The organism is Nonomuraea sp. NPDC005501 (assembly GCF_040605905.1).
Taxonomy (GTDB): domain Bacteria; phylum Actinomycetota; class Actinomycetes; order Streptosporangiales; family Streptosporangiaceae; genus Nonomuraea.
Window position 1 is genome coordinate 24,632 of record NZ_JBEXDT010000052.1, and the last position, 19,066, is coordinate 43,697.

At 73.6% G+C, this 19,066-nt stretch carries 17 protein-coding genes; 7 read left to right on the forward strand and 10 right to left on the reverse strand.

Going from position 1 to position 19,066, the window contains the following annotated elements; translation table 11 throughout:
* Window positions 1–45 precede the first annotated feature (45 nt).
* From ABZS51_RS24230 to ABZS51_RS24250, 5 genes are all read left to right on the forward strand, one after another.
* The gene (locus ABZS51_RS24230) at window positions 46–621 is read left to right on the forward strand and encodes a TetR/AcrR family transcriptional regulator (RefSeq protein ID WP_355445032.1); all 576 of its coding nucleotides are present in this window, start codon (window positions 46–48) and stop codon (window positions 619–621) included.
* Window positions 605–1,717 (forward strand): hypothetical protein, encoded by a 1,113-nt coding sequence (locus ABZS51_RS24235; RefSeq protein WP_355445035.1) that lies wholly within the window; start codon window positions 605–607, stop codon window positions 1,715–1,717. The genes ABZS51_RS24230 and ABZS51_RS24235 overlap by 17 nt, the downstream gene beginning before the upstream one ends.
* Before the next feature lie 755 nt (window positions 1,718–2,472).
* On the forward strand, window positions 2,473–3,126 hold the full coding sequence (locus tag ABZS51_RS24240; protein ID WP_355445038.1) for a biliverdin-producing heme oxygenase: 654 nt from the start codon (window positions 2,473–2,475) through the stop codon (window positions 3,124–3,126).
* Between the two features lie 67 nt (window positions 3,127–3,193).
* Window positions 3,194–3,799, forward strand: coding sequence for a TetR/AcrR family transcriptional regulator (locus tag ABZS51_RS24245; RefSeq protein WP_355445041.1), 606 nt, complete (start codon window positions 3,194–3,196; stop codon window positions 3,797–3,799).
* A gap of 57 nt (window positions 3,800–3,856) precedes the next feature.
* Window positions 3,857–5,254, forward strand: a complete 1,398-nt coding sequence (locus ABZS51_RS24250) for an MFS transporter (protein WP_355445044.1) — start codon at window positions 3,857–3,859, stop codon at window positions 5,252–5,254.
* Between the two features lie 14 nt (window positions 5,255–5,268).
* Here ABZS51_RS24250 and ABZS51_RS24255 read toward each other — a convergent pair whose 3' ends face one another.
* The gene (locus ABZS51_RS24255) at window positions 5,269–6,513 is read right to left on the reverse strand and encodes a cytochrome P450 (RefSeq protein WP_355445047.1); all 1,245 of its coding nucleotides are present in this window, start codon (window positions 6,511–6,513) and stop codon (window positions 5,269–5,271) included.
* A gap of 153 nt (window positions 6,514–6,666) precedes the next feature.
* On the opposite strand from ABZS51_RS24255, the gene ABZS51_RS24260 reads away from it, so the two are divergent.
* The gene (locus tag ABZS51_RS24260) at window positions 6,667–8,118 is read left to right on the forward strand and encodes an FG-GAP-like repeat-containing protein (RefSeq protein ID WP_355445050.1); all 1,452 of its coding nucleotides are present in this window, start codon (window positions 6,667–6,669) and stop codon (window positions 8,116–8,118) included.
* Here ABZS51_RS24260 and ABZS51_RS24265 read toward each other — a convergent pair.
* Genes ABZS51_RS24265 through ABZS51_RS24290 form a run of 6 tightly spaced genes read right to left on the reverse strand, consistent with a single transcriptional unit; the run spans window position 8,103 to window position 14,014 of the window.
* On the reverse strand, window positions 8,103–9,605 hold the full coding sequence (locus tag ABZS51_RS24265; RefSeq protein ID WP_355445053.1) for a HAMP domain-containing sensor histidine kinase: 1,503 nt from the start codon (window positions 9,603–9,605) through the stop codon (window positions 8,103–8,105). The two genes, ABZS51_RS24260 and ABZS51_RS24265, sit on opposite strands and share 16 nt — an antisense overlap.
* A gap of 16 nt (window positions 9,606–9,621) precedes the next feature.
* Window positions 9,622–10,314, reverse strand: coding sequence for a response regulator transcription factor (locus ABZS51_RS24270; RefSeq protein ID WP_310714105.1), 693 nt, complete (start codon window positions 10,312–10,314; stop codon window positions 9,622–9,624).
* Entirely contained in the window at window positions 10,311–10,865 is a 555-nt protein-coding gene (locus tag ABZS51_RS24275; RefSeq protein WP_355445056.1) for a hypothetical protein, read from the reverse strand. The genes ABZS51_RS24270 and ABZS51_RS24275 overlap by 4 nt, the downstream gene beginning before the upstream one ends.
* A 37-nt stretch (window positions 10,866–10,902) precedes the next feature.
* Window positions 10,903–12,159, reverse strand: coding sequence for an ABC transporter permease (locus ABZS51_RS24280; protein WP_355445059.1), 1,257 nt, complete (start codon window positions 12,157–12,159; stop codon window positions 10,903–10,905).
* Entirely contained in the window at window positions 12,156–12,887 is a 732-nt protein-coding gene (locus tag ABZS51_RS24285) for an ABC transporter ATP-binding protein (RefSeq protein ID WP_310714097.1), read from the reverse strand. The genes ABZS51_RS24280 and ABZS51_RS24285 overlap by 4 nt, the downstream gene beginning before the upstream one ends.
* Window positions 12,884–14,014: an efflux RND transporter periplasmic adaptor subunit gene (locus tag ABZS51_RS24290; RefSeq protein ID WP_310714095.1), complete on the reverse strand. Its 1,131-nt coding sequence runs from the start codon at window positions 14,012–14,014 to the stop codon at window positions 12,884–12,886. Before ABZS51_RS24290 ends, ABZS51_RS24285 begins: the two co-directional genes overlap by 4 nt.
* 203 nt (window positions 14,015–14,217) lie before the next feature.
* Here ABZS51_RS24290 and ABZS51_RS24295 point away from each other — a divergent pair, with 203 nt between their 5' ends.
* Window positions 14,218–15,942 carry an efflux RND transporter periplasmic adaptor subunit gene (locus ABZS51_RS24295; protein ID WP_355445062.1) on the forward strand — a complete coding sequence of 575 codons (1,725 nt, stop codon included), beginning with the start codon at window positions 14,218–14,220 and terminating at the stop codon, window positions 15,940–15,942.
* Between the two features lie 30 nt (window positions 15,943–15,972).
* On the opposite strand, the gene ABZS51_RS24300 is transcribed toward ABZS51_RS24295, so the two are convergent.
* The 3 genes from ABZS51_RS24300 to ABZS51_RS24310 all read right to left on the reverse strand — a co-directional run bounded on the left by ABZS51_RS24300 (window position 15,973) and on the right by ABZS51_RS24310 (window position 19,053).
* Window positions 15,973–17,529 carry an alkaline phosphatase D family protein gene (locus tag ABZS51_RS24300; protein WP_355445065.1) on the reverse strand — a complete coding sequence of 519 codons (1,557 nt, stop codon included), beginning with the start codon at window positions 17,527–17,529 and terminating at the stop codon, window positions 15,973–15,975.
* 115 nt (window positions 17,530–17,644) lie between these two features.
* Complete coding sequence (locus ABZS51_RS24305; protein WP_355445068.1) at window positions 17,645–18,238, reverse strand: HAD family phosphatase; 594 nt, start codon at window positions 18,236–18,238, stop codon at window positions 17,645–17,647.
* A complete protein-coding gene (locus ABZS51_RS24310) occupies window positions 18,235–19,053 on the reverse strand; it encodes a hypothetical protein (RefSeq protein WP_355445071.1) in 819 nt (272 codons plus the stop codon). The genes ABZS51_RS24305 and ABZS51_RS24310 overlap by 4 nt, the downstream gene beginning before the upstream one ends.
* Window positions 19,054–19,066 lie beyond the last annotated feature (13 nt).

The following is a 19,066-nucleotide window of genomic DNA, read 5'->3' on the forward strand; positions in this document are numbered from 1 at the left end:
CCGCAGAGGTATACGCAGTAGACCATCTGGTCTACGGTGTATACCGTGAAGACGACATCAGAGCGCCTGGCCGAGGTGGCGCACGACATCCTGGTGCGTGAAGGCCCCGAGGCCGTGACCATGCGACGGGTCGCCGACGCGGCGGGCGTCACCGCCATGGCGATCTACAAGCACTATCCGAACCGCCAGGCGCTGCTGGACGTCGTGGTGGACCGCGCCTTCCGGAGCCTGGAGACGGGCTGGGGCCTGCGGGGGGCGGGCGGCGACTGGGAGAGCCGGCTCTTCGGGCTGCTGGAGGACTTCCTGGACTTCGCCCTCGGCACCCCGCATCTGTACACGTACCTGATGACCGCGCGGAGGGAGCACGCCAGGCGCTTTCCCGACGACTTCACCGGCGGCCGCTCACCCGCCTTCACCCACCTGGTGGCGCTGGTGGAAGAGGCCATGCGCGCCGGGCGACTGCGCGACGACGACCCGCTCGAGGTGACGCTGGCGCTCACGTCCGGGGTCCAGGGCCTGGTCCAGCTCCACCTGGGCGGGCGCGTCGGGTTGCCGGAGGAGGAGTTCCGCGCGCTGTGCCGCAGAACGGTCAGGAGGGTCCTCGATGGCGTCAAGGCGTAGGCGCGGGCTCGTCGTGGTCCTGACTCTCGTGGTCGCCGCGGTGGCCGCGGTGGGCTACGGCGCCTGGTACGGCAGCGAGCAGGCGGTCGGCGTCGTCCACTACGGCGAGGCCAACACGATGGTGCTGGCCTCCCGGCCGGACGCGGTCACCCTCACCGAGACGCCCGAGACCCGCAAACCGGGCATCTACTGGCTGGAGTGGACCGGGGCGTACACCATGCTCGGACCGATCAGCACGCGGCGGGACGGCCGGGTGACGCGCACAGTGCTGCGCGGCCGGGTCCCCTCAGCGGGCACCCCCGGCTGGTTCGGCAACGTCCCGCCCGGCAACCCCGAGGTCGCCTGGGGAGCGGACTTCTCCGAGATCGCCGTTCCCACCGACCTCGGCCCCGCCCCGGCCTGGTACGTGCCCGGCCGCGGCACCACCTGGGCCGTCGCGGTGCACGGGCAGAACGGCAGGCGCAAGGCCGAGCTGAAGGTGCTGCCGGTCGTGCGCGAGCTGGGCCTGCCGTTCCTGGTCATCACCTACCGCAACGACGAGGGCGCGCCCCGCTCCCCCGACGGACTGCTGCACCAGGGGGTCAGCGAGTGGCGTGACCTGGAGGCGGCCATGCGCGCGGCGCGGGGCATGGGAGCGCGGCGTTTCGTCCTGTACGGGACGTCCATGGGGGGTGCGATCATCGGCCAGTTCCTGACCAACTCGGCGCTGGCGGGCACGGTGGACCGGGTGGTCCTGGACGCTCCCATGATCGACGCCGCCATGACCAGTGAACAGGGGGCGAAGAACCACGGCATGCCGGCGATCTTCGGGACACTCGCCGCCGGCGTCATCGCCTGGCGCACCGGCGTGGATCTCGACCGGATCAGCCTCATCCGGCACCCGCCCGTGGTGCGGCCGCCGCTGTTGCTCCTCCACACCACGGGCGACACCGCGCACCCGGTGCGCGAGTCACGTGACCTGGCCGCCGCCGGCGCACGGCTCGGCTGGGACGTCCGGCTGGAGGAGTTCCCGTACGGAGAGCACACCGAGGCCTGGAACACCGACCGGGCGCGCTACGAGCAAGCCGTGCGCGCCTTCCTGTCGGAGCGCGCATGACCTCGGCTTGTCCGAGCGCGCGCGACCTCGGCGGCGTCCCCCTGCGGTGCGACCGCGGGTCAGCCGGGCGGAGGGGCGCCCTCCTCCGCGGGGCCGTCGGGTGCGGTTTCGGCGGGAGGTTCGCCGGGTGCGTGCTGCGCGGACGTCCGGCCGGCGCTCCGGTGGCCGAGCAGATACGCTGAGTAGCCGTTCGCCGCCGGAGAGGCGCCCGCCTCATGGGGGGTGACGAACATGGGGAACTGGTGTTGAGTCATGTCGAGTCGCCTTCGTTGCGTGTGACGGGGCGCCGACGGGCCGAGGGGGACGACTCCTGGTGCAACAGGATGCCGCCGTCCCCCTCGCCCACTGACGCCGGGGCGTTGCCGCTCTCCGCATGACGGCCATTCATCGTACGTGAATACGATGCACATTCATGTTCACTTCCGAGAGCGCGCGGGGCCTCTCGACGGAAGCGTACATAACATCGAGACCGCCCCGTGCGGGTACTCGTGAATCAAGCTCGGATCAATTTTGCTTCAGGAATCGTACTGGTCAGAGGGCACTTCCTCGGTCGGGGCGCGCATGCGAGCAGCCCAGCAGGGGGCATTTATCCGCATTTATAGAAAATACTGTTGTGCCGGGGAACGGAATTCTTGCCCAGCAGAAAAGAGAGCGCGGGCGACCGGTATTTTTGGCGACACGGTGTCATCATCCGCTTGACGGGAGGGTCACAGGTTTGTGACACTGTGTCATGAAACTGCGGTACGTGATGAGGTGTGGGTGTGACGTCGTTCTCCGAAGCGTTGAGGAACGCCACGTGGGGTGACCATCAGGCGGCCGAGGGCGAGAGCTACCTCACGGAGCTCATGGGCGGCCGGCTCAGCGCCGCCGAGTACGGCGAGATGGTCGCGCAGCACCACTTCGCGTACGCGGCGCTCGACGGCGTGTCCCGCGAGCTGACGGACCACCCGGTGGCGGGACGGTTCGTGTTCCCTGAGTTGTACCGCGAGCGGGCGCTGGAACGCGACCTCGCCACGATCTACGGCGAAGGATGGCGCGACCGGATCACCCCGTCGAAGTCCACCCGGACCCTGATGGCCCGGATCGAGCAGGTGGCCGGCTGGCCCGGCGGGTACGTCGCCCACCACTACACCCGCTACATGGGCGACCTGTCGGGCGGGCAGTTCATCCGGATGGAGCTCCAGCGCATCTACGGGTACGCGAAGGGCGGCGGGGTCGACTTCTACGTGTTCGACGAGGTGGGCAGCCTGCCGAGGTTCAAGCAGGAGTACCGCTCCCGGCTGGACGCGTTCGGGGAGGGCCTCGACGAGCAGGAGCGGCAGCGCGTCGTCCGCGAGGTGAAGCTGGCCTACCAGCTCAACACCGAGGTGCTGGCCGAGCTGCTGCACACGGTGCGCGCGGCGGCCTAGGTCACCGCGCCGTCACAGGTCCGGGCTCCGCCTCGGCCTGCGCGGCCGCGCGGCCTACCATGACCCTATGCCCCGGATCTCCGCCGCGACCATCGGCGAGCACCGCGCCCGCACGCGCGAGCGCATCCTCCAGGCGGTCTCCCGCCTGTCGCGCGAGCAGGGCATCGACGCGCTCTCGATGACCGACGTCGCGCACGAGGCCGGCATCACCAGGACCGCGCTCTACAACTACTACCCCGACAAGGCGGCGCTCCTGCTCGCCTTCACCGAGCAGGTCACCAGCTACTTCATCGAGAGCTACGAGCGGGAGCTGCCCTACGGGGCGACCCCCGCCGAGCGGCTGCGCGCCTACGTGCGGCTCCAGCTCACCGGCCTGGTCGCCCACCCGCATCCCGGCCCCGCCGACCTCGGCGCCGCCCTCGGCCCCGACGCCTACCAGCGGCTGGCCGAGCACGTCGCCCCCATGCAGCGGATCCTGGCGGAGATCCTGGAGAGCGGCGCCGCGTCGGGCGACTTCGAGGTGCCGGACGTGGCGGCGACCGCGCGGATGGTGCTGGCGGTGATCGGCGCGGAGCGGGTGCCCCTGGTGAGCGGCGCCGACACCGTGGACCGGGCCGGGGAGCGGGTGTCGGACTTCGTGCTGCGCGCCCTGGGGGCCCGCGCCGGGAGCTGACCGCGGGGGCCGGGGGGAGATCAAGCTCTACCTCGGGGCGGTGACAGGATGGGGCCCATGGAGAACGGCCACATCCGGCTCGCGTCCGCCCGGGGACGGTGGATCCTCGCCGCCACGGTCCTGGGCTCCGGCCTGACCTTACTCGACAGCACGATCGTCAACGTCGCCCTGCCCTTCCTCGGCAAGGAGCTGGACGCCGACATGGCGGGCCTGCAGTGGACGGTCAACGCCTACACGCTCACGCTGGCCGGCCTCATCCTGCTGGGCGGGTCGCTGGGCGACCGGTTCGGCCGGCGCAAGGTGTTCGTCATCGGCACCGTGTGGTTCGCGATCGCGTCCGCGATGTGCGGGCTGGCCCCCGACGTGGGGTTCCTGGTGGCCGCGCGGGCGCTGCAGGGCGTGGGCGGGGCGCTGCTCACGCCCGGCTCGCTGGCCATCATCCAGGCGTCGTTCGTGAAGGCCGACCGGCCGCGCGCGGTGGGCGCCTGGTCCGGGCTGGGCGGCGTGGCCGCCGCCGTGGGCCCGCTGCTCGGCGGCTGGCTGGTGGAGTGGGCGGGCTGGCGGTGGGCGTTCCTCATCAACCTGCCGTTCGCGGCGCTGGTGGTGCTGGTCGCCGCGCGGCACGTGCCCGAGAGCAGGGACGAGCAGGCCTCCGGCCGCTTCGACGTGCTGGGCGCGGTGCTGGCGGCGCTGACGCTGGCCGGCATCACGTACGGGCTGATCGACCTGAGCGCCCCCGCGCCGCTGATCGCCGGCGTGGCGCTGGGTGTGGCGTTCGTGCTGGTCGAGCGGCGGCGCTCACCGGACGCGCTGGTGCCGGTCGGGATCTTCCGCGACCGGGTGTTCACCGCGGTCAACGTGGTGACGCTGATCATGTACGCGGCGATGGGCGTGGTGTTCTTCCTGCTGGTGGTGCAGCTCCAGGTGGTGTCCGGGTTCTCGCCCATCGCGGCGGGCCTGTCGCTGCTGCCGACGACCGTGCTGATGCTGCTGCTGTCGGCGCCGGCCGGGGAGGTGGCCAAGAGGTTCGGGCCGCGCCTGCCGATGACGGTGGGCATCGTCGTGGCGGGCGCCGGGTTCCTGTGGATGAGCACGATCTCCACCGGCTCCTCGTACCTGCTCCAGGTCCTTCCGGCGGTGGCCGTCTTCGGTCTCGGCCTGTCGGCGGCGGTGGCCCCGCTGACGGCCACCGTGCTGGCCACCGCCGAGGAGCGGTACGCGGGCACGGCCAGCGGCGTCAACAACGCGGTGGCGCGCACGGGCAGCCTGCTCGCGGTGGCCGCGGTGCCGCCGCTCGTGGGCCTGGTCGGCGACGCGTTCGAGCAGCCGGCGGTGTTCGACGCGGGCTTCCGGACCGCGATGATGGTCAGCGCGGTGATGATGTTCGTCTCCGCGGCCATCACGTTCCTCACGATCAGGACGAACGTGCTCGACCCGGAGCGGGCCGACCGCTGAGGCGCCCCGCGGCCCTAGAACGTGAACGGCTGGCTGCGGACGCTGTTGTCGAAGTTGGACAGCAGCAGCTCCGGCTCGCCGACCGCGCGGATGCCCGGCAGCCGCGTGAGCAGCTCGCGGAACATCGTGCGCATCTCCTGGCGGGCCAGGTTGGCGCCGAGGCAGAAGTGCGGCCCCGGCCCGCCGAAGCCGACGTGCGGCTTGGTGTCGCGGGTGATGTCGAACGCGTCGGGGTCGGGGAAGACGCTCTCGTCGCGGTTGGCGGAGCCGTAGAAGAGCACGACCTTGTCGCCCTGCTTCAGCTCCAGCCCGCGCAGCGAGTAGTCCTGTGTGACCGTGCGGCGGAACTGCATGATCGGGGAGACGTAGCGGACCATCTCCTCGATGGCGCCGTTGATGTGGCCGTCGAAGTCACTCGTCAGCAGCTCGCGCTGGGCGGGGTTGTCGGTGAGCAGCTTGATGCCGTGGGCCATCGTGTTGCGCGCGGTCTCGTTGCCGGCGACCAGCAGCAGCGCGAAGAACGAGCCCAGCTCCTTGTCGGTGAGCTTCTCGCCGTCGGGGTTGGCGGTGACCAGCAGCGAGATCAGGTCGCCCTGGGGGTCGGCGGCGCGCTCGTGACCGAGCTTGATCACCATGCGCTGCAGGGCGAGCAGGGCCAGCATGTTCTGGCCGGCGAGCTGGATGCTGCGGGCCAGGCTGGGGCGCACGCCGGTGTAGGCCGTGGAGACGTCGACGTGCTCGTGGACCTTCTCGCGCAGCTCCTGCGGAATGTCGAGCATGTCGCAGATGACGTGGATGGGCAGCCGGGCGGCGACCTGGTGGACGAAGTCACCGGGCCCGTCCTCGACCACGTCGTCGACGATCCGCGCGCAGGCCGCCTCGATGTCGCCCTGCAGACCGGCCAGCATGCGCGGACTGAAGGAGCGGGTGACGATGCGCCGCAGGCGGGCGTGGCGGGGGTCGTCCATGTTGACCATCGACTCGCCGAACACCTGCTTCACCCAGCCGGGCGGCTCGGGGTTGGTGACGGCCGGCTCGCTGGAGAACACCTTGGCGTTGCGGCTGGCCTCCACCACGTCGGCGTGGCGGACCAGGGCGTAGAAGCCCTTGCCGGAGCGCAGGAGCGGCACCCGCTTCTCCTCGAAGAACACCGGGTGCTCCAGCTGCCGGAGCCGGGCGAACGCCTCGTTGCGCTCCTTGGGGGGCTTGCGCCAGAAGCCCAGGTCCGCGAGATCGATGTCCGCCACGTCGATAGCCACGCGCCTATCCTGGCACGGTCCCGGGCCGGCCCGTGATGGGATCGTCGTGCCGGCCGGGCTTCCTGTTCGCGGGGGTCGATGTGCATCCGGACCTCTTGGCGCGTTCCCGTGCCGTTCAGGCCCGGTTCCTTCCGGGGAGTCATCACTGGAGACATGAAAGCGCTGCTCGCCGCATGTCTGCTCCTCCCTCTCGCCTCCGGCCCGGCTCACGCCGGGGCGGGTACGGTCGCCTCCGGCAGGGTCGCTGCCGGTACGGCCGCCGCCGCGCGGTCGTGCGGCGGCGGGGCCTCCGACTTCGACGGCGACGGCCGTCCCGACCTCGCCGTGGCGGCGCCGTACGACGACCGGCGCGCCGGCTCCGTGACCGTCCTGTACGGCGACGGGCGGAAGGTGCGGCTCGTCCAGGACGACGCGGAGCCGGGTGACTCGTTCGGCTCGGCGCTGGCCACCGGGGACTTCGACGGCGACCGGTGCGCCGACCTGGCGGTGGGGGTGTCGGAGGAGTTCACGGGCGAGCGGGTGCCGGGCGGTGACGGCAACGGCGCGGTCCAGGTCTTCCACGGCTCACCGGAGGGGCTGCGCGCGGGCGAGCGGCTGGTGCTGCGCAAGCCGTCCAGCGACCGGTTCGGCGCCACGCTGGCGGCGGGCGACCTGGACGGCGACGGCCGCGACGAGCTGGCGGTGGGCGCGCCCACCCGGGGGCGGGGCGGCGCGGTGGTCGTCTACTGGATGAAGGGGCGCGGCCCGTACGAGATCACGCAGCGCACCCGCTGGGTGCGGCAGGCCGCGAACGTCACCGACCAGTGGGGCGGGGCGCTCGCGACGGGCGACTTCGACGGCGACGGCCGCGACGAGCTGGCCGTGGGCGCGCCCGCCGACAGCGTCACCCGGGACGGCCAGGGCTCGGTGACCGTGCTCGACGTCGCGCGCGGCCGGGCCCTGGGCCTGACGCAGAGCAGCCCGGGGATCAAGGGCTCGGCGGAGAAGTGGGACGCGTTCGGCGCGGCGCTGACCTCCGGCGACTTCGACGGCGACGGAGACGACGACCTGGCCGTCGGGGTGCCCGGCGAGGGGCTGAGCGCCAACCAGCGGGCGATGGACTACGGCGACGGGGCCGTGCACGTGCTCTACGGGGGCCGCTCCGGGCTGCGGGGTGCCCGGAGCGAGATGTGGACGCAGCGGCTGCTGCGAGGCGAGCCGCGCTACTACGACCGGTTCGGGGCGGCGCTGGCGGCCGGGGACTTCAACGGCGACGGCGACGACGAGCTGGCGGTGGGGGTGCCGGGCGAGAACGCGGTGCAGGTGCTGGCCTCCGACCCGGCGGGCGGCCTGACCCGCCACGGGGACGTGCTGGTCAAGGGGCGCGGCGCGGTCCCGGCCGTGCTGCCGGCCGCGCGCGGCGAGCACGTCTCGGCCCTGTCCGTCACGGCGGCGGGGAAGGCGCCCGGAGGACCGGCTGACGGGCTGGTGGTGGCCGAGCCGGACAAGGGCGCGGTGTGGCTCGTGCCGGGCGCGCGCAAGCCGGGCCCGTACCCGGGGGTGCGGCCCGGCCGGGCGCGGGAGCTGGGCGAGGGCACCGGCCTGTACGGCTACGCGCTGGGGTAGGAGCCCGGCTCGGCGGCGGGCAGGACGACGCGGAAGACCGCGCCCTTCCCCTGCTGCGACGAGGCGGTGATCGCGCCCCCGTGCGCCTCCACGAGCGTGGCCGCGATCGACAGGCCCAGCCCGGCCCCGCCGGCGCCGCGCGCCGGGTCGGCCCGGTAGAACCGCTCGAACACCAGCTCCGCGATCTCCTGCGGGAACCCCGGCCCCTCGTCGGCCACCTCCAGCTCCACCCGGTCGCCGGACACGCCGACCCCGACGCGGAACGGCGTGCCGGGCGGCGTGTGGGTGAGCGCGTTGCCGATGAGGTTGCCCAGCACCTGGCCCAGGCGCGGCTCGTCGCCGACCACCGGCACGGGCCCCTCTCCCCCGTCGAGCCGGACGAGCTCGATGACCCGGTCGGGGGCGAGCGTCTGCGCGTCGATGACGGCGGTCGCGGCCAGGCTCAGCAGGTCCACGGGGCGCCGGTCGAGGGCGCGCCGCTGGTCGAGCCGGGCCAGCAGCAGCATGTCCTCCACGAGCAGCCCCATGCGGGCGGCCTGCCCCTCGATGCGGCCGAGCAGCCGCACCGCCTCGTCCAGGCTCCGCTCCTCACCCAGCCGGTACAGCTCGGCGAAGCCCCTGATGGAGGTGAGGGGGGTGCGCAGCTCGTGGGAGGCGTCGGCCATGAACCTGCGCATGACCTCCTCCGACCGCCGGGCGGCCGTGGCCGAGCGGCGGGCCTCCTCGGCCGCCGCCTCCCGCTCCCGCACCGCCACCTCGATCCGGCCGAGCATGCCGTTGAGCGCCCGGCCGAGCTTGCCGACCTCGGTGGTGGCGGCCCACAGCGGCACCCGGCGCGACAGGTCGCCGCCGGCGATGTCGCGGGCGGTGCGGGCGATCTCGCCGAGGGGGCGCAGGCTCCGCCGTACGACCCAGTAGCAGGCGATCCCCAGCACGACCAGCGTGCCGCCGCCGCCCACGACGACGATGAGCATCAGCTGCGAGACGGTGCCGTCCACGTCGCCGAGGTTGATCGCGACGACGCGGCTGTCGCCGTCGCGGGCGGGCACGGCGATCACCCGCCACAGCGGCCCGTCGGCGGGCAGCGACTCGACGGTGAAGGGACGGCCGGCGCGGCGGGCGACCTCGGCGCTGGTCAGGCGGGGCAGGTTCGGGGTGTAGTCGTCGGTGGACTCGGAGAACCTGCGGATCACGGTGCCGCCCGCGTCGACGAGCACGCCGTGGAACAGGCCGTAGAAGCGCTCCGGCGACCGCGGACCGGCGGTGGGGTCGGGGGGCGGCGGCATGCGCGCCGGGCGGCTGGCGGAGTGGAGCTGCTGGTCGACCCGCTCCACGAGGTAGCCGCGCAGCAGCCGGACGGCGAACAGCCCGGTCAGCGCGATGGCCAGCGTGACCATCAGCAGCGTCGCGGACACCAGGCGCAGCCACAGCGGGGTGCGCGCCAGGCGGCGCCGCACGCCGTGGACGGCCTCACTCCCGCGCCCCACGCTCATTCCCTCCGGGTCAGTCCTTCGGCGGGCGCAGGATGTAGCCGACGCCGCGCAGGGTGTGCAGGTGCCGGCGCTCGCCCGTGTCGAGCTTGCGCCGCAGGTAGGAGACGTACGACTCGACGAGGCCGACGTCGGTGCGCCAGTCGCCGTTCCAGACGTGGTCGAGGATCTGGGTCTTGGACAGCACCCGGCCGGTGTTGAGCATGAAGTAACGCAGCAGCCGGAACTCGGTGGGCGACAGCCGCACCGGCAGCCCGTTGCGCCACACCTCGTGCGTCTCCACGTCGAGCTCCAGGTCGCCGGAGCGCAGCCGGTTGGGCAGGGGCGCGCCGCGCCGGGTGCGGCGCAGCACGGCGCGGATGCGGGCGATGACCTCCTCCAGGCTGAACGGCTTGGTGACGTAGTCCTCGCCGAGCCCCAGCCCCGCCAGCCGGTCCTCGGGGGTGTCCTTGGCGGTGACGAACAGCACCGGGACGCGCCGGCCGCGCGAGCGCAGCCGGGTGGCGACGGTCAGGCCGTCGAGGTCGGGCAGCATCACGTCGAGCATGACGAGGTCGGGCGCGCGCTCCTCGGCCACCCGCAGCGCGCTCTTGCCGTCGGCGGCGGTGAACACCTCGAAGCCGGCCATGCGCAGGCTCGCCGAGAACAGCTCCCTGATGTTGGGCTCGTCGTCGACGACCAGCAGCCTGGCCTCGGGGACGCTCATCGGCCGCCGCCTCCCTGGGTGATCGACACGGCCGACACCGAGCCGTCGGCGGCCTTCTCCCCGCGCACCACGACGGTGGTGCCGGTGGCCAGGTCGGACACCTTGGCGGGCTTGGAGATCTGCACCGCGGTCGAGCCGGTGGTCGTGACGGTGACGGTGGAGCCGTCCATGGCCTTCAGGTATACCTTGCCGTCCGCCACCTTCTCGACGGTGCCCACCGTCCCGCCGCCTCCCATGCGGCCCATGCCGGGCTGACCGCCGGGCTGACCGCCGTAACCGGGCTGCGTGCCGTACCCCTGGGGCATGCCGTTGCCGCGCTGGCCGTACCCCTGGGGCCCGGCGCCCGCCTGCCGGCCGGCGGCGGCCGGCACGGCGTCGCCGCCCAGCGTCTTGTGCGCCTGGATGCCGACCAGGACGCCGGCCACCAGCACCACGCCGGCCCCGAGCGCGAGCGTGAGCTTGGACGGCGCCCGGCGCGGCTGGACGGCCAGCTCCTCGCGCAGGTCGTCGCGGAACGGCGAGGAGTCGAGCGAGCTGTCGCGCTCGGCCATGTCAGTCTCCTAGGGGGATACGGGGATGGGGGACGCGTCACTCGTGGCGCAGGGCCTGGATCGGCCTCAGCTTGGCGGCCCGGTTGGCGGGATAGCTGCCGAAGAACAGCCCGATGCCGACCGACACGCCGAGGGCCAGCACGACGGACGACGGGACGAGCACCGGCTCGATGCCGGCGATGGTGAACCGGGTACCGGCGAAGGCCACGAGCACCCCGGACAGCCCGCCGACGAGGCTCAGCAGCGTGGCCTCCATCAGGAACTGGCCGAGGATCGCGCCGCGGGGCGCGCCGATGGCCTTGCGGATGCCGATCTCCCTGGTCCGCTCGGTGACGGTGACGAGCATGATGTTGGTGATGCCGATGCCGCCGACCAGCAGGGAGATCGCCGCGACCGCGCCGAGCAGCACCGTGAAGGTGCCGGTCGCCGCGCTGACGGTCTCCTGGAGGGTGGCCTGGTTGAGGATGCGGTAGTCGGCGGCGGCCGTGCCGGTGATGCCGTGCCGCTGGTTGAGCAGCGCCGTGACCTCGGCCTGCGCCGTCTCGGTGGCGGACGCCCCGGTGGCCCGGACGACGATCGAGCCGAGCGACCCGAACCCGGTCAGGCTCTGCTGGACGGCGGGCAGCGGCGCGATGGCCACGTCGTCGGCGTCCTGCATGCCGCTGGAGCCGCTCTCCTTGAGCACGCCGACGACCGTGAACGGCACGCCGGACACGCTCACCTGCCGGCCGACCGGGTCGAGGTCGCCGAACAGCTCCTCGGCCACGGTCGTGCCCAGCACCATGACCTTGCGGGCGGCGAGCACGTCGTCGTTGAAGAAGTACGTGCCCCGCTCCACCTGCTTGTTCATGGCCTCGAAGTAGCTCGGGTAGGTGCCGACGAGCTGCGAGACGGTGTGGCTGGCGGCCTCGTAGGTGGCGGTGGCCGAGCCGGCGGTCACGACGGGCGAGACGGTCGCGACCGACGGGGCGGCCGCCTTGTCGGTCAGGGCCTCGGCGTCGGCCAGGGTGAGCTGCCTGGCCTGCGTGCGGGGGCCGGTGTTCTGGCCTCCGCCGCCCGGGGCGCCCCGGCCGCCGCCCGAGCCTCCGCCGGTGAAGGACGGCGAGATGGTGAGGGTGTTGGCGCCGAGCCGCTGGATGTTCTGCTGGATGCTCTGGGACGAGCCCTCGCCGACGGCCACGAGCAGGATGACCGCGGCGACGCCGATGAGGATGCCCAGCGTGGTCAGGGCGCTGCGCATCTTGTTGGCCAGCAGGCCGCGCAGCGCGAAGCGGACGATCTCCAGCCGGTTCACCGGGCGGCCTCCGCGAGCCTCGGCGGCGGGCCGTCGACCGGCGCCTGCCTGCGGTCCTCCACGACCTCGCCGTCCACGAGCCGGATGACCCGCTTGGCGTGCGCGGCGACGTCGTCCTCGTGGGTGATGACCACGATCGTGCGGCCCGACTGGCTGAGCCGGTCGAGGATGTCGAGCACGTCGCGGGTGGAGGCGGTGTCGAGGTTGCCGGTGGGCTCGTCCGCCAGCAGCAGGGCCGGCGCGGTGACGAGGGCGCGGGCGACGGCGACGCGCTGCTGCTGGCCGCCGGAGAGCTGGTTGGGCTCGTGGTGGATCCGGTCGGACAGGCCCACCTGCTCCAGCGCGGCGAGCGCGCGGGCGCGGCGCTCGGCCTGGCCGACGCCGCCGTACACGAGTGGCAGCTCCACGTTCGCCAGCGCGCTCATCCGCGGGATCAGGTTGAACGACTGGAAGACGAAGCCGACCCTGCGGTTGCGCAGCAGGGCGAGCTGGTGCTCGTCGAGCAGTCCCACGTCGGCGCCGTCGATCCGGTAGCTGCCGGAGGTGGGGACGTCGAGGCAGCCGAGGATGTTCATGAGGGTGGACTTGCCGGAGCCGGAGGCGCCCATGATGGCGACGTAGTCGCCCTTGTCGACGTCGAGGTCGACGCCGCGCAGCGCGCGGACCCGGGCGTCGCCCTCGCCGTACTCCTTGACCAGGTCCCGCACGCGCAGGACGGGAGCGGTCACCGCCCGCCTCCGGGCACGCCGCCGCCGCCGGGGAAGCCGCCGCCGAAGCCGCGCTGCTGGCCGTTGCCCGTGCCCGTCCCGGTGCCGGTGCTGACGGAGGGCAGGACGAGCACGTCGCCCTCGGACACGCCGGAGGTGATCTCCGAGGTGGCGGTGCCGCGCACCCCCACCTGGACCGGGGTCCTGACCTGGCCGCCGTTCCTCAGCAGCGTGACCGTGCTCTGGCCGCCGCTGGTGGAGATGGCGGCGGTGGGGACGGTGACGGCGTTCTCGGCGGTGCCCACGACGACCTCGACGGTGGCGGTCTGGCCGAGCCGGACCTGCGCGGGCACGCTGCCGAACGTGATCGTCACCGGGTACTGGACGACGTTGTTGCTGGTGGCGGCGACCGGCTGGATCTGGCTCACCTTGCCGGTGGCGGTGACGCCGGGCAGCGCGTCGAAGGTGACGGTGGCGCTCTGGCCGACCTTCAGCTTGCCGGCGTCCGACTCGGTGAACGAGCCGACGAGCTGGAGCTTGCGGGTGTCGGCCACCTCGATGAAGCCCGACGTACCGGACGAGCCGGACGAGGCGGACGAGGCGGACGAGCTGTTCGCGCCCGGCTGGCCGGACTGGGTCTGCCCTGAGCCCGAGGACGAGCCGGAGCCGGAGGAGGAGCCGCCGACGCTGCCGTTCACGGCGGTGACCGTGCCGGCGAACGGCGCCCGGATCACGGTGCCCGCGACCGTGCGGCTCGCCTCGCGGTAGGCGTTGCGCGCCTTGACGTAGGCGGCGTAGAGCTGCGCGGTCGAGGTTCCGTCCTCGGTGGCGGAGGCCAGCGTGGCCTCGGCGGCCGACAGGGTCTCCCGCGCGGCGGCGTCGTCCACCTCGGCGAGGATGTCGCCCTTGCTCACCTTGTCGCCGGCCTTGACGTTGACGCGCTCGACCGTGCCGCTCGTGCCGAACGTCAGCGCCCTGCTCTTGGCGCTCTCCACGGAGCCCGACGCGGTCACCGAGGCGGTCACGCTGCCCCGGCCGGCCGTCGCGGTCCGCAGGGCCGTCTCGCCGGCCGCCTCGTCCGTGCCGAGCTGGGCGTAGGCGAACGCGGCACCGCCCAGGAGGAGCACCACCAGCGCTCCGTTGGTCACCAGCGTCCTGCGGCTGGTAGTGGTCGTCGGCGCTCTGCGCCTGGGGGACACCTTCACAGGCGGTGACCCTGGCACACCAGCCTGCGCCGGAGCCGGGAGCTTGCTGAAGGTTCGCTGACAACGGCCGCCGCCCCGAAGGCACACAGCGAACTCTGAGCCGGCTCGCAGGAGGGCGTGAACCTGCCGCGCCAGGATGGGCCGTCATGAGACCGACTTCGCGGCCGAAGGCGCTCGCGTTGGGCGCGCTGGCCCTGGCCGTCCTGGCGGGCGGCTCCGGCCTGGCCGTAGCGCTGCGCGACGACGCCCCGGCCACCGCCCGGATCCAGCTGGCGGCGGCCAGGCGCGGCGCGGTGACCGCCTCGGTGACGGCCGCCGGCAACACCGTCGACGGGTCGCGCCGTGACCTGGCCTTCGGCGGCTCGGGGACCGTGACGCGCGTGTACGTCAAGGTCGGGGCCAAGGTACGCAAGGGGCAGGTGCTGGCCCGGATCGACGGCCGCGCCGCGCGGGAGTCGTACGAGGTGGCCAAGGCGGACCTGGCGGCGGCCGAGGAGGCGCTGGAGGACGTGTCGTCGTCCACGACGGCCACCTCGTCCTGCGCCCCGTCGTCCTCGGCGGCCCCGGCAGCCGCCGTCCAGGGGGTCGCCGCCCAGGGGGTCGCCGCCCAGGGGGTCGCCGTCCAGGGGGTCGCCGTCCAGGGGGTCGCCGTCCAGGGGGTCGCCGCGCACGGTCTCGCCGCCCAGGCAGTCGTGTTCCGGCGGTCCGGGACGCCCGCCCCTCTCCACGGGACGGCCGCCTCCCCCACGCCCACGCCCTCCTCGGCGTCGCACCCTCCCGGCCGCCCCTCGCCGGACCCGACCCGACCTGAGCCGCAGCCCACGGCGACCGTCACCGTGACGGCCACCGTCACGGTCACCGCGACGGCGACGGCGACGGCGACCACGACCGTCACCGCCGCGCCGCCGACCCGCCCCTCGACCACGGAGCCCACCGCCGGGCCGACGGGCGGCCCGGCTCCGACTCCCACTGCGCCCCCCACCGCGTCCCCCACCGCGTCCCCCACGGGACGTCCCACCGGCGGCCCGAGCGCCGGCCCGACCGGCAAGGCCAGCCCCGGGACCAGCGGCAGGCCGACCGGGAAGGCGACCGGCAAGCCCACGGGCAAGCCGTCGGGCGGTCCCTCCGGCCGGCCCTCGGGCGGTCCCAGCACCCGCGCCTCCAGCGCCGCGCGTCCCTCCCAGGGGGCGTGCGCGCCGGGCGGCGGCGCGAAGGGCGGGCTCAGCGAGGAGCAGGCGCAGGCGAACGTCGACCGCGCCCAGGCGGCGCTGGAGCAGGCCGCCGACGCCGTACGGGGGACCCGCATCGTGGCCCCCGCCGCGGGGACGGTCCTGTCGGTCGCGGGCCGGGCCGGTGACGCCGCCGGCGGCGGCACGTTCGTGAGCCTCGGCGACCTGGACGAGCAGCAGGTCCAGGCCATGGTCACCGAATCCGACGTCAACCGGCTCAAGATCGGCCAGAAGGCGCAGATCACACTGGCCACGCGCCCCGGGCAGCGGTACGCGGGCCGGGTGACCGGCATCGCCCCGACCGCCACCACGGACGGCAGCCTCGTCCGCTACTCCGTCGCACTGGCCTTCGACGAGCCGCCGTCGGGGATCATGCTGGGTCAGACGGCGTCGGTCGTGGTGACGACCGGCAGCGCGGCGGACGCCGTCTACGTGCCCGTCGCGGCGGTGCGCGGCCGCGCGGACGGCGCCTCGGTGGTCACCGTGCGCTCGGGCGGCCGGGACGCCACCCGCGTGGTGCGCACGGGCGTGCGCAGCGACCAGTACGTGCAGGTCACCTCGGGCCTCAGCGAGAGCGACCAGGTGGTGCTGGAGGGCGGCTCGGGGAGCGGGTTCCCCGACGGGGCCTGGCCGGGACGCTGAGCCAACCTTCAGCGTCCGCACAGGAGACGGTCAGGCGCGGGCCTGGGCGGTGGACGGGATCGTGACCCGGTGCGCCGTCCTGGCCCGGGCTCCCCTGCGGGAGATGTAGTCGAGAGTCCGGTAGTCCACCGACAGCTCGTCGCGGGTGAGCCTGGCCATCAGGTACCCGCGCCGCTGGTCGATGAACGAGATGTGCGGGTTCTCCGACAGCGCCTCGGCGATCCACGCCTTGTCGCGGTAGCCGTCGCCGTCGCTGGCGATCGAGGAGGCGATGAGCTCCTTGGCGATCACCGGCGCGTCGGGGTCGTCGAAGTCGGTCTTGAGGTCGGCCAGGTGGTGCATGTGGGCGTCGCCGGTCAGGACGACCGGGTTGGACGTGGCCGCGAGCGAGCCGAGCAGCCGGGTGCGCTCGGGGGCGTAGCCGTCCCAGGAGTCGAGGTTCACCTCGCGGCCCGGCCCGACCTTGTAGTCGCGCTGCGTCATGATGATCTGCTGCCCGAGCAGGTTCCACCGGGCGGTGGAGCCGCGCAGGCCGCTCTCCAGCCAGCTCCACTGGTCCGGGCCGAGCAGCGTCCGCCCGGAGTCGAGCCGGTCGTCGCAGCCGGCCCGCACGCCGTCCAGGCACGCCTGGTCGTCGCGGAACTGGCGGGTGTCGAGCAGGTGGAAGCGCGCCATCGGCCCCCAGGAGACGCGCCGGTTGACCCGCAGCACGGCGCCCTGCAGGCTGGCGCGGCGCAGCGGCATGTTCTCGTAGTAGGCGCGGAAGGCGTGGGCGCGGCGGCCGGCGAACCCGGGCGCGCCGGTGCTGGAGACGGGGCCGGCCCAGTTGTTCTCGATCTCGTGGTCGTCGAAGGCCACCAGCCACGGGGCCGTGGCGTGGGCGAGCTGGAGGTCGGGGTCGCTCTTGTACTGGGCGTGGCGGAGCCGGTAGTCGGCGAGCGTGGCGCACTTGCCGGGCGTGTGGGTGCGGACCCGGCCGGCGAGCGCGGTGTAGCCGCTCGGGCCGTACTCGTACATGTAGTCGCCGAGGAAGACGACGAGCTCCGGCTCCTCCTCGGCGAGGCGCCGGTAGGCGGTGTAGTAGCCGTGCTCGTAGTGGGCGCACGCGGCGACGGCGAACGCGAGGGGCCGCTCTCCCGCGGGCGCGGTCCGGGTCCGGCCGGCGGGCGACAGGCGGCCCTGGGAGCGGAAGCGGTAGAAGTACTCGCGGCCGGGCTCCAGGCCGTCCACCTCGACGTGGACGCTGTGCGCGGCGCCCGCGCGGGCCGTGGTGGTGCCGGAGCGGACGACGGACCCGAAGCGCTCGTCGGCGGCGATCTGCCAGTCGACGTCCACGTCGCGGGACGGCATGCCGCCGCGTCCATCGCCGCCGAGGGGGTCCAGGGCGAGGCGGGTCCAGAGCACGAACCCGTCGGTGGAGGGGTCGCCCGAGGCGACGCCCAGCGTGAACGGGTCGCCCTTGAGGGCGAGGGAGCCGGCCGCCGCGAGGGAGGCGGAGGCCCCCGCCGGTGAGGTGGGGATGGTGAGGGCGCCGGCCTGGGTGAGCAGGCCGGCCGCCGCCGCGGTGAGGAAGGATCTGCGGTTCACGCCTCAGGTATGTCCGGCGCCGCTGACCCGGTCATGACAGCGGCGCCACGTACGAGTGAACAGCGTCGGTCGAGGCCGTGGGCCGGCGCGTGGATCAGGGCTGATCAGCGGGCGATCAGAGGGCGTTCAGAGAGGTCAGGCCGGCGCGCAGCGCGCCGGCCGTCGTGAACGGGACGCCGGTCATTCCCGCCTCCCGGGCCCCGGCCACGTTGACCTGGCGGTCGTCCACGAAGACCACGTCGGCGGGGTCGGCGCCCAGCTCGCGGGCGAGGTGGTCGTAGATCGCGCGATCGGGTTTGACCAGGCCGATCCGGCCGCTGAAGACGCGGTGCGGGATGGCGGCGACCCAGGGCAGCGCCTCCAGGCCGTCCGCCTGGGAGGCGGGGGCGTTCGACAGCAGGCCCACGCCGCTGCCGCCGGCGAGCAGCTCGCCGAGGAGCGCTACCACGCCCTCGTCCGGGTGCGACCAGCTCGCCACGTCCATGGCGTTCAGGCGCGCCGCCTCCCCCGCGTCCACGGACCGGCCCAGGACCGCCGACCAGTACTCCTCCGTCGTCAGGGCGGCCCGGTCGAAGTCGAGGCGGTGCTTCCAGTACCCGGCCCGGAACGCCGCGGGGTCGGCGCCCGCCGCGCGGACCATCTCGTCGACCTCGGACTCGGGCTGGGGCAGCGACAGGACGTTGCCGTAGTCGAAGACGATCCATCTCATGACAGAAAGGGTCGCAGATGCGGGTCGATCGCCGGGCAGCCCAGGTACTTCTCGGCCGTGTGAAAGTCGATCCAGTCCAGGTTCACCAGCTCCTCGACGTCGACGCCGGCGAAGCTGTCGCACAGGTCCGGGGGGATGGCGGCGATGTCGTCCTTGTCGGCGACGTTCACCCACCGCCGGACGCCGGGCGGCCGCCCGCCGCGGCCGTTGACGGGCGCGGGCAGGAGGCGCTCGAAGACGACGTTGCGCATGCCGAGGGGGCTGCCGAGGGTCAGCAGCAGGTCCACCTCGACACCGGGGTCGGACCAGAGCGCCTCGTAGGCGACGACACTGCCCAGGGAGTGGGCGATGACGACGCGCGGCCGGTTGCGCCGGATCGTCGCGGCGACGGCCTGCCGCGACCGCTCCCGCCTGACGGGGTCCGTCAGGTACGCGGCGACCTCGGGCGCGAAGAGCTGGGCGAACGCGGCCGAGCGGGCGTCGAGCCGCGTCAGCAGCCAGCCCGTGAACGTGCGGAGCGCGCCGGTGACGTGCTCGCCCCAGCCGCACTGCCGGGCCCACTCGGCGAGCACGTGGTGGGCGTCGGTCCCCATGGCGGCGAACGCCTGCGGGCCCCGCTCGGGGGCGCGGTCGTGCAGGAGGTGCGAGAAGTAGGCGACCTCGGTGACGTACGGCCTGGCCTCCCCGCCGAGCGCCGCGTGCAAGTAGCGGTTCCACTTGAGGCGCATCGCCTCGGCCGCCCCGCTCACCGAGTTGCCGGCATCGAGGTAGTAGGTGTATTTCCCGATCCCGTGCACGCCGACGATCCCCGCCACAGCGCCTCCCCAC